The organism is Thalassospira sp. ABL2_045 (genome assembly GCF_056161285.1).
Genome location: NZ_JBSWYV010000001.1, coordinates 175,392 through 189,692, shown reverse-complemented (window position 1 = coordinate 189,692; position 14,301 = coordinate 175,392). Strand labels below are relative to the sequence as shown.

The window sequence follows — 14,301 nt, the reverse complement described above, 5'->3', positions numbered from 1 at the left end:
AAAGTTGAAATGACATATTTTTCAGCAAACTACTGATCTGATGAAAAAATAAACTTGGTGATTAAAGGGTTTGTACAAAAAACGGGCGGACTTCCCATCCGCCCGCCCCAATCATGCTTTTGCCGGGCGCAGAACATGGGTGTGATCGGCGGCATAAAGCCTAGAGTCGGTGAAATCCTTGCGACCGAAAACTTCGCCAACCATGATCAGCGCGGTGCGCGTGATGCCGCTGCCTTTGACCTTGGCCCGGATATCCCCAAGGGTGCCGAAAATATATTGCTGATCAGGCCAGGTGGCGCGATAGGCAATTACAACCGGGCAGTCTTGACCGTAATGCGGAGTCAGATCACGCACCACGTTGACAAGATTGTTGATCGACAGATGCACGGCCAGTGTCGCACGCGATTTGCCAAGTTCCTTAAGGCTTTCACCATCAGGCATGCTGGACGACCGCATGGCGGTTCTGGTCAGGATCACGGTTTGGGAAATATCAGGCAGGGTCAGCTCCGCCCCGATTTCCGCTGCTGTTGCGGCATAGGCCGAAACACCCGGCGTAATGTCATAGGCAATCCCAAGATCATCAAGACGGCGGATCTGTTCGGCAATTGCGCCATAAATTGACGGATCACCGGAATGGACGCGCGCAACATCCTGCCCCTTGGCATGGGCGGCCTCGATCTCGGCCATGATTTCATCAAGGTTCATCGGCGCGGTATCAATCACATGCGCGCCATCGGGGGCCGCTGTGACGATTTCCTCGGGCACCAGTGATCCGGCATACAGACAGACCGGGCATTTTTCGATCAGGCGCAAGCCGCGCACGGTGATCAGGTCCGGGGCGCCGGGACCGGCGCCGATAAAATGAACAGTCATTAGTCTGCCTTGTCGTTTTTTGAGGTGTCAGAGGTGCTATGCGCAGATGTGCTAAGTACCGGGGCCTTTGCCGCATCCGGGCCCTTTTTGGCATAGCCGCGCGGGGTGTAAACCCATTCGTTTTCACCGCGTGTGATGTGGCGGCTGTTGCTGGATCCGACCAGCACGGTGGTCAGCATGTCGACCATGTCGACTTCTAGTTTCGAAAGCGGAACGACTGTGATTTCCTCATCCGGGCGGCCAAGCTGACGGCCAAGAACCACCGGTGTGTCATCCTGGCGATGTTCAAGCAGGATGTCGCGTGCTTTGGTCAGCAGATCGCGGCGGCGTTTCGATACCGGGTTATAAAAGGCAATCACGAAATCGCCTTCGGCTGCGGCTTTGAGCCGGCGCAGGATATCTTCGCGCGGGGTCAAAAGGTCCGAAAGTGAGATCGCGCAGAAATCATGACCCAGCGGCGCCCCGATCCGCGATGCAGCGGCCTGCAGGGCGGAAATGCCGGGTGACACCTGCACCGCAACCCGGTTCCAATCCGTGCGATCTTCGCGATCAAGCAGTTCGAACACCAGGGTCGCAAGCGCATAAATCCCGGCATCGCCCGACCCGATCAGGGCAACGTCCTTGCCGGTCGCAGCCAGTTCCAGTGCATGACGTGCACGGGCTTCTTCGGCACCCAGATCGGAATGGTGGCAATTCTTGCCATCAATCAGCGGCCCCAGTAGATCCAGATACATCTGATAACCGACAATATCGGTGGCGCGGCCGATCAACGCGGTGGCCTCGGGGCTGCGCCAGCCGATCTGACCGGGGCCGATGCCGACAATCGAAAGCCTGCCCTGTGCGGTTCCGGTATTCTCCGGGATGATGTCATCCTGAGACAGGGCAACGGCACAGGTGGATTTCTTGGTCTTGTGTTTGGGGACGATCAGTTTGCCCTTGGCACCCACCGTGGCCAGTGCCGCACCTTCGGCAACGCCGTGGCAGCCGGTCTCGGCGAAGACGACGTCAGACGGGGTGACAAGGCGATCTGCCTCGGCCTCAAGGGTTTTGGCATCAAAGAACCGTGCCGGCACACCAAGACGGTTTGCCAGTTCATGCACGGCCGCTTCATCGGCCTTGAGATCGATCGAGGCGACACAGGCAATTGCCTTGGGGCTCAGACATTGTCCGGCCAGTGTTTCCATCACAAGATCATAAAGATCATCGACCGGGCAGCCGCGTTCACAACCGACACCCAATGCCAGAACCGGCGGGTTATAGGTGATGGCGGTTTCCGGTCCGGAGTCATCAGAGTCGGTTTGGTCGGTGGCGCGAGCAGTCGCCGTGATTACGACACTGCCGTCATCAGATTGGGCAATCGCACTGTTGGTCAACCATGCGGCTGATCCCGCCTCAATCTCAAACCGGGCAGATGCCCCTGCCAGCAGGGCGGCGGTCGCCGGTTTGACAGTTTCAGGAGTTCCGAGTTTCCAGCCTGCCGGCGGCTCGTCAAGGGCAAGACCCAGCATCGCATCACCCGGTGTGGTGATCGCGGCAAAGCCCCCCAGCCGGTCGGCCAGATCGCGCGCCAGCCGGTTGCCCCCGTGATGCCCACCCAGGAGCGGGATAAAGGTATCACCCGCTTCATCAACAGCGATCACAGCCGCATCCTGCCACTTGCCACTTAGAAGCGGTGCCAAGGCGCGGATCAGGATGCCCGATGCACAGACACCGATAATGACATGCCCGGTTGAAAAGGTTTGTTGCAGATGTGCAATGGTATCATCAAAGGCGAAATCGACATCACCGGTCGAAACACGCGTGCGCAGGCCATGCACAGTCGCCCCTTGCAGGCTGGATGCAATCTTGCGCGCGGTCGGAAGGGCGCGCTGGGTGAGACAGATCACCGCAATCGGGGCAATCGGATCGGTCGGCAGTATCGGATTATTATTGTTGTTTTGGGCGGTCATCGCCATGCGTCTCCGCGACGGTGGATCAGGATCATGGAAAAGTATGGTGCCTTGGCATCCTCTGGCAATTCGCCAAGCGGGACCATCTTCTGGGTTTCAAGCGTCGCGCGTTCGATATAGCGCGCCCGGTCTGTCAGGCCCAGTTCATTGATCACAGCACGCACTTTGGCAAAATGGCGGCCTAGTTTGATGATGGCGGCCGCATCGGTCTTAGCCAGCTGTTCGCGCAGCCGATCGGCATCCAGCGGGCCGGGGATGACTTGCAAGACGTCGTTCTTGGCGGCCAGTGGTGCGCCAAGCTGGGCGGCGCAAGCCATCATGGAACTGACCCCTGGCACGGTCTTGACCGGATATCCGGCCTCGGCCAGCCGGCCAAACAGATACATGAAGCTGCCATAAAAGAACGGGTCGCCTTCGCAGAGCACAGCGACGGTTTTGCCATCTGCCAGATGCTTGCCGATTTCCATCGCTGCTGCGTCATAGACCGGATCGGCGGGCTTGCCCATTTCAATGCGAATGGCGATTTCAATCCGGCCGTTTGGGATGTGCGGGTCAACGATCTGGCGGGCTAGGCTGACACCATCTTCAAGGGCGGGATAGGCAATAACATCGGCCTTTTGCAGAACGTTGTAGGCCTTGAGCGTGATCAGATCCGGTTCGCCCGGCCCGATACCAAGCCCATAGGCCGTGCCAGCCACCGGAAGGGCCGTTGCTGGACTTTCCGCACTGCTCATGCTTTTACTCCGAGGTAATGGGTGACCGGGGCCAGATTGCTCCACCCCTTGAAACCGCCGCGCGGCACCAGTCGGGAAACCGACAGGCGCGTCAGGCTGCCACCGTTTTTATTGTAAAACCGTAATAATTTTTCTTCGCCCTCAAGCGTGACCGTATTGGCGACCAGTCGACCATGCCGTGGTAATAGATCCCAACAGGTATCAAGCAGGCCATCAATCGTAATCCCGCCACCGATGAAAATCGCATCGGGTTTTGGCAGACGATCGGCAAAGGAAAGGGCCTCTTCGATTGATTTCTGCTCGACCGCCAGGGTCGGCACGCCAAGACGAATGGCGTTCTTGCGGATCAGGTCGCAGCGTTCGGCATCGCGCTCAATCGCAACCGCCAGACCGCCCATACGTTTCCATTCAACCGAGATGGAGCCACATCCAGCGCCAAGATCCCAAAGCACGCCCCCGGCAAACGGGGCAAGCGAGGATAGTGTTTGCGCACGAATTTCGGATTTCGTGATCATGCCATCATGGATAAAGGCATCATCAGGAAGACCGGGGCCCTTGGGCAGTGGCTTGGCGTTGGGGCCAGCTTCGAGATCAATCATGATCAGGTTGAGCGGATCAATCGGTTTGATATCGGGCATGGATGTTGCCCGTGACTGCCAGGTTTGTGCGGTCTGGGTGGTAATGCGTTCTTCAGCCCCACCAAGGCGTTCGCACACCGACATGCGGCTTTGATCAAACCCAGCCTCACACAGCATCACGGCCACCAGGGCCGGGGTCGATCCATCAGCGCTGAGCGCGATCAGCTTGCCATGCGGGCGCAGATGGCTACGCAGGCTTTCGGGATCACGGCCATGCAGGGTAATGACATCACAATCGGAAAGCGGCCAGCCAAGGCGCGACGCCGCCAGTGAAATACTGGAAGGTGCCGGGATGGCATAAACCGGTTCGGGTCCGAAATATTTAATCAGCGTATTGCCAACCCCGAAATACATCGGATCGCCACTGGCCAGCACCACCGGGTTTTGATCAAGGCAATCCTCGATCAGGGGCAGGTTGGCTTCAAACGGTGTGATCCATTTATTCTGGGTGGCGGTGTTGGTGCCGGGCAGCATGGCAATATGGCGCTTTCCGCCAAAGATGATGCTGGCTTTCTCCAGGATTTGGCGGGCAATCGGCGAAAGTCCGTCATAGCCATCCTCGCCGATGCCAATCACTGTGATGCGGCCCTTGATCGGGGATTGTTCGTTCATGACACCCCACCTTTCTTGCGATCAAGCGTGCCGTCCGGGGTGGTGTTATCGTCGCGCGCCATGCGGGCCAGTGCATTGACCGTGGCCGCAGTTACGGCACTGCCGCCAAAGCGACCCCGCAGCGTGACAAACGGAATGCCGTTGGCGTCGGTAATCAGGGCTTCCTTGCTTTCTGCCGCACCGACAAACCCGACCGGCATGCCGATGATGACAGCTGGCTTGGCCATACGGCCATCATGGATGGCTTCAAGCAGATGGAAAAGCGCGGTTGGGGCATTGCCAATGGCAACTATTGCGCCTTCGATATGATCTTTCCACCTTTCGACAGCCGCGGCGGATCGTGTGGTTGCCAACTCCGCTGCCAGACCATGTGTGTCGCCGTCATTCAAGGTACAAAGCACCTGGTTTTCGGCGGGCAGAAGCCGGGTGATGATGCCGTGGCGGACCATTTCCGCATCACACAGGATGGGTTTTCCGGCCTGGAGTGATGCGGTTGCCGCAGCGGCGACATCGCGGCCAAAGGCAATCTGATCGGCCATCTCGACCATGCCACAGGCATGGATGATGCGAATGGCGATCGGGCGTTCATCCTCTGAAAAGCGCGCAAGCTTTGCCTCGGCCTCGATGGTGGCAAAGCTTTTGGCGTAGATTTCCTGCGGGTCACGCAGATAGTCAAACATTACCGCGCCTTTCAGGGGACAAGGATCGACCGGTCAGGAACCGGTCGGCTTTTTGGCATCGTCATGATCATGGCTATGGCTGTGCCCGTGATCATGGCTGTGGGCATGGCTATGACCGTGATGATGATGTCCGTGTCCATGATGATGGTGGTGACCATGATCGTGGCTGTGTCCATCCGTGCCGATGCCCATCACATGATGGTGATGGCCGACCTGCGGGGTGCCGACATCGCCTTCATAGCCAATGATCTGCTCGCGATATTTGCACAGCTGGCAGTTCATGTTGTTGTCGCCGGTATCAATCTCGGCCAGGCGCTCGGCAAAGCTTTCAAGCACCATCGGATGGTCCTTGAGGTAACCCGCCTTGATGAATTCGACATCAGCAAATTCTGCGGCGACCTCGTCAGTATGTGTGTAGATGCGGTCAATCAGAATGCCGGCAAACAGGAAATAGGGGAAAACGACAACGCGCTTGTAGCCAAGCTTCATCGCTTCGCGCAGGCCGGCATTGACGCGCGGATGGGCAACACCAGAATAACTGATTTCGGTCCGGCCAAAGCCCATGCCTTCCTGAAGCATGCGCGCGACCTTGTAGACATTGGAATTGGCGTCCGGATCGTTGGTGCCGCGCCCGACCACCATTAACAGGGTGTCTTCACGCGCAACACTGTCATCAGCGTCGACCAGTGCTTCTTCGATACGCTCTTTTGCTGCCATCAAAAGCTTGGGATCAATGGCAAGATCACGGCCAAACAGGACTTCGATATCCGGGTTTTCGTGGGCGAAATTGTTTACTTCGCTCGGCAGGTCGTTTTTGACGTGACCGGCGGCAAACAGCATGCCAGGCAGGGCATAAATCTTTTTGTGGCCCATGGCTTTAAGCTTTTCAAAGCCGTCACGCAGGATCGGGTGGGCAAATTCGAGAAAGCCGCTTTCGACATCGTATTCAGCCAGGTGGGTTTGTTTCATCGCTTCAACCATGGCGTTGAACTGTGAAACCGCGCGTTCGTCGCGCGAACCGTGACCGCAAATCAGTACTGCGCCTTTGGGGGACATAAAAGGCTGCTCCTTTGTCTCTCTCTGATGGTGTTCCACGCACGACATTTTTTGCCATGCGGTACCCGATGCCACCCCCGTTTTCACCGATTGGCCTGCGGAATGCAAGCGGCAGCTACGCCAAGATGATGTGCAAGGGGCATGGGCGACGAAAATACTACTTATTGTGGGTCGCTATTGGCCCGATATCGAAGATATTGTGGGGTGGTGTTCAGACCTTTGGTTGTTGAGGTGGTTTGTGCGGCCGGACTGGTGGGGACCGATTGATGATGTTCTGCATACGCAGTTCTTGGCAGGCAGATTTGCAAGAAGAAATTATGATAAAATAAAAATTCGTATGAATTTATTTCTAGCAAAGCCAAAACCCGATGGCAAATTTCGTGATCAGACGGGCACTTACCTGTATTCCCCGTCATTGTGATTGACGCTTTGGCGATCACCGCGCACATTGCCGCCATGGAACCGAACTTCACCGATTTTCTCATCCCGGAACCCGCATTTTTCGGGCCGCTTTTTACAATGCTGGTGCTGGCACTGGTGTTGGATGCGGTGTTTGGTGATTTCCCGTGGCTGTTTTCACGCATCGGGCATCCGGTGGTCTGGGTTGGCAACCTGATTGCGTGGTTTGAAAAACGCCTGAACCGCACAGATCGCAGCAATGCTGACCGGCTGCTGCGCGGCACGATGACAAGTATCGCCGTCATCGCGGTCGCAGCGGCAGCGGGTGGTCTGGTGCAGTTCGTGTCCTCAATGGGTGATGTTTTCCGGGCGCCCGAAGTTCTTCTGGTCGCGGTTCTGATCGCGCAAAAAGGGCTTTATCAGCATGTCAAAGCCGTCTCGGTCGCGCTCAAGAAGGATGGCATTGCGGGTGGGCGCAAGGCGGTCGCGATGATTGTCGGGCGCAATCCCGATACGCTGGACGAGGCCGGGGTTAGCAGGGCGGCGATTGAAAGCTGTGCGGAAAACTTCTCGGACGGGGTGGTCGCACCACTGTTCTGGTATGTGGTGGGTGGGCCGATTGGAATTTGCGTCTATAAGGCGATCAATACGCTTGATTCGATGATTGGCCATCGCAACGACCGCTATCTTTATTTTGGACGTTTTGCCGCGCGCCTTGATGATGCGGTGAACTTCATCCCCGCCCGGATTGCCGGGGGTGTGATTTGCCTTGCCGCGTGGATTGGCAGGAAAACCAGTGGCAAATCTGCTTGGCAGACCATGTTGCGCGATGCCAAAAAACACAAATCCCCCAATGCCGGTTGGCAGGAAGCGGCCTTTGCCGGGGCGCTTGAAATCGCCCTTGCCGGACCCCGCCAATATGGCACCGAAGTCGTGGATGATCCTTATATTGGCAATGGGCGCCGCGATCTGACAGCCCTTGATATCGACCGCGCATTGCGGCTTTTCACCACGTCCTGTTTGATCAATGGGGCTTGGCCGATTGTTCTTAAAGTGATTTGGGTCGCGCTATGAGTAGTAGGCAACGCGCCAGTAACATTCCGCTGGGAGCCGAATTTCTCGAAGGCATCCTGCAAAATCCGATCAATCGTATGATCCTTGACCGGTTTGCAAAATTCGGGATCGCAGACTGGTGGCTGACCGCAGGATGTCTTGCCCAGAGCATCTGGAACATCAATGCAAACCGCGTCCCGGAATCTGATATTGCCGACTATGATCTCTTTTATTTCGATCCCGATACGTTGTGGCAGGCCGAAGATCGCGTGATCGCCCAAGGTGCTGAGATATTTGCCGAGCTCGCGGTATCGGTCGAGATCCGCAATCAGGCACGCGTCCCGATCTGGTATCCGGAAAAGTTTGGTGTGCCCTATGGTGCCGTGTATGCTGCCAGCGACGGCATAGATCGCTTTGCCTATCAGACCAGTGCGATTGGCGTTCGCAAGGATGCGGACAAGGACGGGATCGATGCCTATCGCATCTATGCACCGTTCGGCCTTTCGGCCGTGATGGAAGGCCGGGTTATCCCAAACACGGTTTCGCCGACCAAAACGGTTTATGAAGCCAAGGTGGCCCGGTGGCAGAAAACCTGGCCTGATCTGATCATCTTACCTTGGCCGGAAGAGGATGACTTGGGAACGGACGCTTAATCCTTGCCCTTGTTCATCCGGGCGATGGTCGATGTGGTCGAAAAGCCATCTTCAAGATTGGCCAGAACCACTTTGCCACCATAGGCCTGAACGATTTCGGCGCCGACAACCTTGTCGATGGTGTAATCCGCACCCTTGACCAGAATGTCAGGCTTGATCGTCGAGATCAGTTCAATCGGCGTGTCCTCGTCAAAGATCACCACCCCACTGACGGTTTCAAGCGACCCCAGAACGGCGGCACGTGCGGCCTCGGATTGAACGGGGCGGGCTTCGCCCTTAAGACGTTTGACCGATGCATCGGAATTGAGCCCGACAATCAGGCGATCACAATTTGCCCGCGTCTGTTTCAGCAGGCTGAGATGCCCTGGATGCAGCAGATCAAAGCAGCCATTGGTAAACCCGACGGTGTATCCCTTGCGCCGCCAGCGCTCTGCGCGATCCACCATGCGGTCAAGCGGCATCAGCTTGGCTTCGCCAATCATCAGATCATGATGATGCAGGGTCGAAATCAGCTCGTCCGGATAGACAACTGCGGTGCCGATCTTGCCGACCACGATCCCGGCGGCAACATTGGCGATGCGGGCGGCATCAGCAAGGCTTGACCCGGCCGCAACGGCCGATGCAAGGCAGGCCACGACCGTGTCACCAGCACCTGAAACATCAAAAACTTCGCGGGCTTCTGTCGGCAGATGAAGCGCCTCGCCGTCCTTGGTAACAAGTGTCATGCCATCCTGACTGCGGGTAAGCAGGACATTTTCGATGCCACATTCGGTAATGATTTTGGTCGCAGCCGCAACCGCATCTTTGTCGCTGTTAACCGCAATACCGGTTGCTGCTTCGGCTTCTGCGCGGTTGGGGGTGACGACAGTCGCCCCCCGATAGATGCTGTAATCATGACCCTTTGGGTCAACAATAACCGGCTTTCCGGCGGCGCGTGCCGCCTCAATCGCTGCGGCAACGACATCGGCATGCAAAACGCCCTTGCCATAATCTGAAAGAACAATTGCCGCAACATCCGGGGCCAACTGACCGGCTAGGGTCGAGATGTTGCTGATGGTGGCAGGTGTAATGTCGCTTGTGGTTTCGTTGTCAGATCGCAACAATTGCTGTCCGCCCGCAATATAGCGGGTTTTGATCGTGGTCGGACGGTTGCGCTCCGTCTGGATATAGGGCTCAACACCCGTGTCATTTGCGACATATTCCATGACTTCGCGGCCGGGCAAGTCATCCCCGACCAGCGACAGGAACTGCACTGACGCGCCAAGGGCGGTGGCATTGCGCGTGACGTTGCCCGCCCCGCCCAGCATCGCACTTTCGCGCTCGACCCGGATAACCGGAATGGGGGCCTCGGGAGAGATGCGGTTGACCGATCCATAGACAAACCGGTCAAGCATGACATCGCCAATGCAAAGTACTTTGGCATCGGTCAGTTGTTCAACCTGGCGGGCCAGATGGCTAAGATCGGTCATGGTCGCAATTCTTTGTTCTGTCGGAGTATTCAGGTGGTTTTGGTTGCTTGCAGGCTAGTTTTTGGTCAGGCCAAGCGTGTGTTCAAGTGCACCGACCAGCATCTGGCCAATCTGAATGTGCATTTCCTGAATGCGTGCAGTGGTGTTGCTCGGCACGATCATCAGCGGATCACACAGACCCACCATGTCGCCACCGGTCTTGCCGGTCCAGCCGGTCGCAATCAGACCCATTTCCTTGGCTTTGGCGAGACCAAGGTTGACGTTCTTGCTGTTGCCTGATGTCGAAATCCCAATTGCGACATCGTCTGGATTGCCAAGCGCTTCGATCTGGCGCGAAAACAGATGATCAAACCCGAAATCATTGCCGATCGCGGTCAGGGCGGAGCTATCGGTGGTCAGTGCAATTGCCGGAAGTGCACGCCGATCATTGATGTAGCGAACCGTAAATTCAGTTGCGATATGCTGAGCGTCCGCAGCAGAGCCGCCATTGCCGAAAAACAACAGCTTGTTGCCGTCATTGAGCGCATCGGTGCAAATCTCGACCAGTTCGATAAAGGCATCGCGCGTGGCTTCGCGGGTCTTGTTGACCAGATCAAGATGCTCGTCAAACTCGGCTTCGAAAAAGGCTTTGATATCCATGGGTAATTCAGGTCCTGCTCGCTAAATCGTCTCAGCCGTGTTTCGCAATCAAATCGCGGAAATATTCGATGGTTGATCCCAGACCCGCTTCAAGCTTCACGGTCGGTTCCCAGCTATCAAGGGTATTGCGCGCAAAGGTAATGTCGGGTTTGCGCTGCAAAGGGTCATCCGCCGGAAGATCCTTGAAGATCAGCTTGGACTTGGCACCAGTCATTTCGATCACACGTTCGGCCAGTTCGCGAATGGTGATTTCATGCGGATTGCCAAGGTTCATCGGGCCGGTAACAGATTTATCCGTCGCCATCAGGCGCACAAATCCCTCGATCAGATCGGTATAGAAGCAGAAGGATCGTGTCTGCTCACCATCGCCATAAATGGTGATGTCTTCGCCATGCAGTGCCTGAATGATGAAGTTTGAAACGACACGGCCGTCTTGCGGATGCATGCGCGGGCCATAGGTGTTGAAGATGCGGGCGACCTTGATATCCAAGCCGTGCTGGCGATGGTAATCAAAGAACAGCGTCTCTGCGCAGCGCTTGCCTTCGTCATAGCATGCGCGCGGCCCGATCGGATTGACGTTGCCACGGTAATCTTCGGTCTGCGGGTGGATTTCCGGGTCACCATAGACTTCGCTGGTCGAGGCTTGGAAAATCTTTGCGCCAACACGCTTGGCAAGCCCAAGCATATTGATCGCACCATGCACGCTGGTCTTTGTCGTCTGAACCGGATCATGTTGGTAATGGATCGGTGATGCCGGGCAGGCGAGGTTATAAATCTCGTCGACTTCCAGATAGAGCGGGAAGGTGACATCGTGACGCATCAGCTCGAAATGCGGCTTGTCGAGCAGATGGACGATATTGTCCTTGGTGCCGGTGAAGAAATTGTCGACGCACAGGACGTCATTGCCTTCTTCAAGCAGGCGTTCACACAGATGAGAACCAAGGAAACCTGCGCCACCGGTCACCAAAACGCGCTTGCGTCGCCACATATCGTCTTTAACCTTATCGCTCTGACATCAAAACGGGCTGAAACTAGCAGCTTGGTTGGCGGAAAGCTACGACTTATCGTTTCCTCGATATGTCCGAAATTGCCCGATATTCACGTTTGGTTTCAAAGGTTATGAATGCTAATACATAACCTGTTAATGGACGGGCGTTATCGTGGTTCGGGCAGATTAGCGGCTGTGATTCCGTCAAAACAACCTTCTGGTTATTGCATTCATGTCTGATAGCTCAATTCCATCGCCCGAAGCCTTCCTCGTTGACTATGTGCGACGCCTTGAGCGGCGCAAGGAAGGTGTTGGTGCGATCCATGTGCATTTTTCCAAATTGTTGCCCTTTAACCGGCGTGACCATCACATCCGGACAGCCATTGGCGCGTTTGAAGAAATCGTGCCGGAAGTCACCGGACGCATTTTCACCCTGTCCAACCAGGATCTGATTTTCATCTTTGATGCAGCCGAGATGGACGAGGTCAATGCCGTCATCTTCCGGCTGAAATTCCTGTTCAATGACGATCCGCTGATCAGTGACGGCAAGGACGAAAGCGGTGCTCCCGCAACCTTCACCGACTATTACGATGTCGGTCAGCAATATAAGGAATTCCTGCATCTGACCCAGATGCTGGTGCGCGCCAATGCCAATCGACCCAAAATCGTCAGCAAGGCCGCCGAACGTCACAATGATCACCCGGAACTCAGTGATGATCGCGCGCCGCTGACCCCGAAAATTCTGGGGCGCATCGATGAATCGCTTCGTCGGGCAGATCTGTCCAACCTGATGCGGCGCCAGGCGATTTGTGCGGTGGTCGGTGATGCCCATCCAACGCCGGTGTTCCATGAATTGTTCATTTCGATCAAGGATTTGCAGGAAACTCTGCTGCCTGACGTCAATGTGCTGTCAAACCGCTGGCTGTTTCAGCATCTGACCGAAATTCTGGATCGTCGGATGTTGTCGCTTCTGACGCGATCGAATGACGCATCCGTGACCGGGTCGGTCAGTATCAATCTGAATGTATCTACCCTGCTGTCGCCGGATTTCCTGACCTTTGACAGTAACGTCAAGGCCGGTCAGCGCGGCACGATTGTGCTTGAGCTGCAAAAGATCGATATCTTTGCCGACCTTGGGGCGTTCTTCTTTGCCCGCGATTTCTGCCGGGATCGTGGTTATCGCATCTGTATTGATGGCATCAGCCATCTGTCCCTGCCCTATATCAACCGCAACAAGCTTGGCGTTGATATGATCAAGATGCTGTGGGACCCGGAAATGGAAAACATGGATGACGAACATCGTGAAACGATGCGCGCCGCCGTGGCAGAATCTGGGGATACCCGCGTCATTCTGTGCCGATGTGATGACGAACGGGCCATCAAGTTTGGCCATTCGATCAACATCACCATGTTTCAGGGCCGCCATGTCGAGCATCTGATGAACGAACGGACAAAAAAATAGCGCCGGTAACGGCGCTATTGGTTTTTGATCTATCGAAACCGAAAATCAGGCATCTTCCTTGCCATCGATCCCGGCTTTCTCAAAGGTTGCCATGCCGGTGTGGCATTCTGCCGATGCACGCAAAAGCGGGATGGCAAGGGCTGCACCCGATCCTTCGCCAAGACGCATGCCGAAATTGATCAGCGCTTCCTTGCCGAGCTTCTCGATCAGGCGCGCATGACCGGGTTCTGCCGATACATGCCCAACCAGACAGTGATCAAGGGCGTCATTGCGCATCGCGGCCAATACCGCCGCCGCCGCACAGGAAACATAGCCATCAAGCAAGACCGGAACCCGTGAAAAACGTGCGGCAATGATGGCACCGGCCATGGCAGCAATTTCACGACCCCCGACACAGCGCAAAACATCAAGCCCGTCATGCATCTGGTTTTTATGCAGAATGATGGCATCGCCCACAACACGGGTTTTACGATTTAGGGTCGTGTCATCAATCCCTGTGCCGCGCCCGGTCCAGTCGGCGGCATCGCCGCCATAAAGCGCGTGCGAAATTGCCGCCGCTGCGGTGGTGTTGCCAATACCCATTTCCCCGGGCACAAAAAGATCCAGCCCCTTTTCAATCGCGCTCATGCCAAAGGCCATCGCCTCAGCACAGCCTTCGTCATCCATTGCCGGCTCGGTGGCGAAATCGTTGGTCGGTATTTCAAGGGCGACTTCCATCACGCGCAGTTCCGCATCGACCGATTTGCAAATCTGGTTGATTGCCGCCCCGCCATTGATGAAGTTTTCCACCATCTGCTGGTTCACACTGGCCGGGAAAGCCGAAACGCCCTGGGCGACCACACCATGACTGCCAGCAAAGACCGTGACGCGCGGGCGTGACATGCGCGGGCGTGAAGTGGCCTGCCAACCGGCCAGCCACTTGCTGAAATCCTCAAGCCGACCCAGCGACCCGGCAGGCTTGGTCAATGTCGGTTCACGCGCGGCAACGGCGGCCTGCGCGTCTTGGTCGACATCGGGAAGTTCGGCGAGAAGGGCACGAATTTCCGCAAGATTTTGCGGCGGATGTTTCGGGTTGAACATGTGGGTCTCCGGCTGG

At 56.3% G+C, this 14,301-nt stretch carries 13 protein-coding genes; 3 read left to right on the top strand and 10 right to left on the bottom strand.

Features of this window, described 5'->3' with window-relative positions; translation table 11 throughout:
- Positions 1–111: 111 nt before the first annotated feature.
- Genes cobM through ACXAIA_RS00840 form a run of 6 tightly spaced genes read right to left on the bottom strand, consistent with a single transcriptional unit; the run spans position 112 to position 6,542 of the window.
- Positions 112–873: a precorrin-4 C(11)-methyltransferase gene (cobM, locus tag ACXAIA_RS00865; protein ID WP_475347679.1), complete on the bottom strand. Its 762-nt coding sequence runs from the start codon at positions 871–873 to the stop codon at positions 112–114.
- Positions 873–2,822 carry a precorrin-3B C(17)-methyltransferase gene (gene cobJ / locus ACXAIA_RS00860; RefSeq protein ID WP_475347678.1) on the bottom strand — a complete coding sequence of 650 codons (1,950 nt, stop codon included), beginning with the start codon at positions 2,820–2,822 and terminating at the stop codon, positions 873–875. The genes cobM and cobJ overlap by 1 nt, the downstream gene beginning before the upstream one ends.
- A complete protein-coding gene (gene cobI, locus ACXAIA_RS00855; RefSeq protein WP_475343300.1) occupies positions 2,819–3,556 on the bottom strand; it encodes a precorrin-2 C(20)-methyltransferase in 738 nt (245 codons plus the stop codon). The genes cobJ and cobI overlap by 4 nt, the downstream gene beginning before the upstream one ends.
- Entirely contained in the window at positions 3,553–4,806 is a 1,254-nt protein-coding gene (gene cbiE / locus ACXAIA_RS00850; RefSeq protein ID WP_475347677.1) for a precorrin-6y C5,15-methyltransferase (decarboxylating) subunit CbiE, read from the bottom strand. The genes cobI and cbiE overlap by 4 nt, the downstream gene beginning before the upstream one ends.
- Positions 4,803–5,486: a precorrin-8X methylmutase gene (locus ACXAIA_RS00845; RefSeq protein ID WP_475347676.1), complete on the bottom strand. Its 684-nt coding sequence runs from the start codon at positions 5,484–5,486 to the stop codon at positions 4,803–4,805. The genes cbiE and ACXAIA_RS00845 overlap by 4 nt, the downstream gene beginning before the upstream one ends.
- A 33-nt stretch (positions 5,487–5,519) precedes the next feature.
- The gene (locus tag ACXAIA_RS00840; RefSeq protein WP_475347675.1) at positions 5,520–6,542 is read right to left on the bottom strand and encodes a sirohydrochlorin chelatase; all 1,023 of its coding nucleotides are present in this window, start codon (positions 6,540–6,542) and stop codon (positions 5,520–5,522) included.
- A 429-nt stretch (positions 6,543–6,971) separates the two neighbouring features.
- Between ACXAIA_RS00840 and cbiB the strand changes: the two genes are divergently transcribed.
- Together cbiB and ACXAIA_RS00830 are read left to right on the top strand one after the other, a co-directional pair.
- A complete protein-coding gene (gene cbiB, locus ACXAIA_RS00835) occupies positions 6,972–8,015 on the top strand; it encodes an adenosylcobinamide-phosphate synthase CbiB (RefSeq protein WP_475347674.1) in 1,044 nt (347 codons plus the stop codon).
- Positions 8,012–8,647, top strand: a complete 636-nt coding sequence (locus ACXAIA_RS00830) for a nucleotidyltransferase family protein (RefSeq protein ID WP_475347673.1) — start codon at positions 8,012–8,014, stop codon at positions 8,645–8,647. Before cbiB ends, ACXAIA_RS00830 begins: the two co-directional genes overlap by 4 nt.
- Here ACXAIA_RS00830 and rfaE1 read toward each other — a convergent pair.
- From rfaE1 to ACXAIA_RS00815, 3 genes are read right to left on the bottom strand one after another with little or no spacing between them, the layout of a single operon-like run.
- Positions 8,644–10,116, bottom strand: a complete 1,473-nt coding sequence (gene rfaE1, locus ACXAIA_RS00825) for a D-glycero-beta-D-manno-heptose-7-phosphate kinase (protein ID WP_475347672.1) — start codon at positions 10,114–10,116, stop codon at positions 8,644–8,646. The two genes, ACXAIA_RS00830 and rfaE1, sit on opposite strands and share 4 nt — an antisense overlap.
- Before the next feature lie 54 nt (positions 10,117–10,170).
- A complete protein-coding gene (locus tag ACXAIA_RS00820; RefSeq protein ID WP_475347671.1) occupies positions 10,171–10,755 on the bottom strand; it encodes a D-sedoheptulose 7-phosphate isomerase in 585 nt (194 codons plus the stop codon).
- Between the two features lie 31 nt (positions 10,756–10,786).
- Positions 10,787–11,743: a UDP-glucuronic acid decarboxylase family protein gene (locus ACXAIA_RS00815; protein ID WP_475347670.1), complete on the bottom strand. Its 957-nt coding sequence runs from the start codon at positions 11,741–11,743 to the stop codon at positions 10,787–10,789.
- Positions 11,744–11,975: 232 nt separating this feature from the next.
- On the opposite strand from ACXAIA_RS00815, the gene ACXAIA_RS00810 reads away from it, so the two are divergent.
- Positions 11,976–13,205 carry an EAL domain-containing protein gene (locus tag ACXAIA_RS00810; protein WP_475347669.1) on the top strand — a complete coding sequence of 410 codons (1,230 nt, stop codon included), beginning with the start codon at positions 11,976–11,978 and terminating at the stop codon, positions 13,203–13,205.
- 45 nt (positions 13,206–13,250) lie between these two features.
- On the opposite strand, the gene cobT is transcribed toward ACXAIA_RS00810, so the two are convergent.
- Positions 13,251–14,285: a nicotinate-nucleotide--dimethylbenzimidazole phosphoribosyltransferase gene (cobT, locus tag ACXAIA_RS00805; RefSeq protein WP_475347668.1), complete on the bottom strand. Its 1,035-nt coding sequence runs from the start codon at positions 14,283–14,285 to the stop codon at positions 13,251–13,253.
- Positions 14,286–14,301 lie beyond the last annotated feature (16 nt).

What these genes read in the sequence shown, in the direction of transcription:
- ACXAIA_RS00815 (WP_475347670.1), bottom strand. Translation starts at nt 11,743, where the DNA reads ATGTGGCGACGCAAGCGCGTTTTGGTGACCGGTGGCGCAGGTTTCCTT.
- rfaE1 (WP_475347672.1), bottom strand. Translation starts at nt 10,116, where the DNA reads ATGACCGATCTTAGCCATCTGGCCCGCCAGGTTGAACAACTGACCGAT.
- ACXAIA_RS00845 (WP_475347676.1), bottom strand. Translation starts at nt 5,486, where the DNA reads ATGTTTGACTATCTGCGTGACCCGCAGGAAATCTACGCCAAAAGCTTT.
- cbiE (WP_475347677.1), bottom strand. Translation starts at nt 4,806, where the DNA reads ATGAACGAACAATCCCCGATCAAGGGCCGCATCACAGTGATTGGCATC.
- ACXAIA_RS00840 (WP_475347675.1), bottom strand. Translation starts at nt 6,542, where the DNA reads ATGTCCCCCAAAGGCGCAGTACTGATTTGCGGTCACGGTTCGCGCGAC.
- ACXAIA_RS00810 (WP_475347669.1), top strand. Translation starts at nt 11,976, where the DNA reads ATGTCTGATAGCTCAATTCCATCGCCCGAAGCCTTCCTCGTTGACTAT.
- ACXAIA_RS00830 (WP_475347673.1), top strand. Translation starts at nt 8,012, where the DNA reads ATGAGTAGTAGGCAACGCGCCAGTAACATTCCGCTGGGAGCCGAATTT.
- cobT (WP_475347668.1), bottom strand. Translation starts at nt 14,285, where the DNA reads ATGTTCAACCCGAAACATCCGCCGCAAAATCTTGCGGAAATTCGTGCC.
- cobJ (WP_475347678.1), bottom strand. Translation starts at nt 2,822, where the DNA reads ATGACCGCCCAAAACAACAATAATAATCCGATACTGCCGACCGATCCG.
- cobI (WP_475343300.1), bottom strand. Translation starts at nt 3,556, where the DNA reads ATGAGCAGTGCGGAAAGTCCAGCAACGGCCCTTCCGGTGGCTGGCACG.
- cobM (WP_475347679.1), bottom strand. Translation starts at nt 873, where the DNA reads ATGACTGTTCATTTTATCGGCGCCGGTCCCGGCGCCCCGGACCTGATC.
- ACXAIA_RS00820 (WP_475347671.1), bottom strand. Translation starts at nt 10,755, where the DNA reads ATGGATATCAAAGCCTTTTTCGAAGCCGAGTTTGACGAGCATCTTGAT.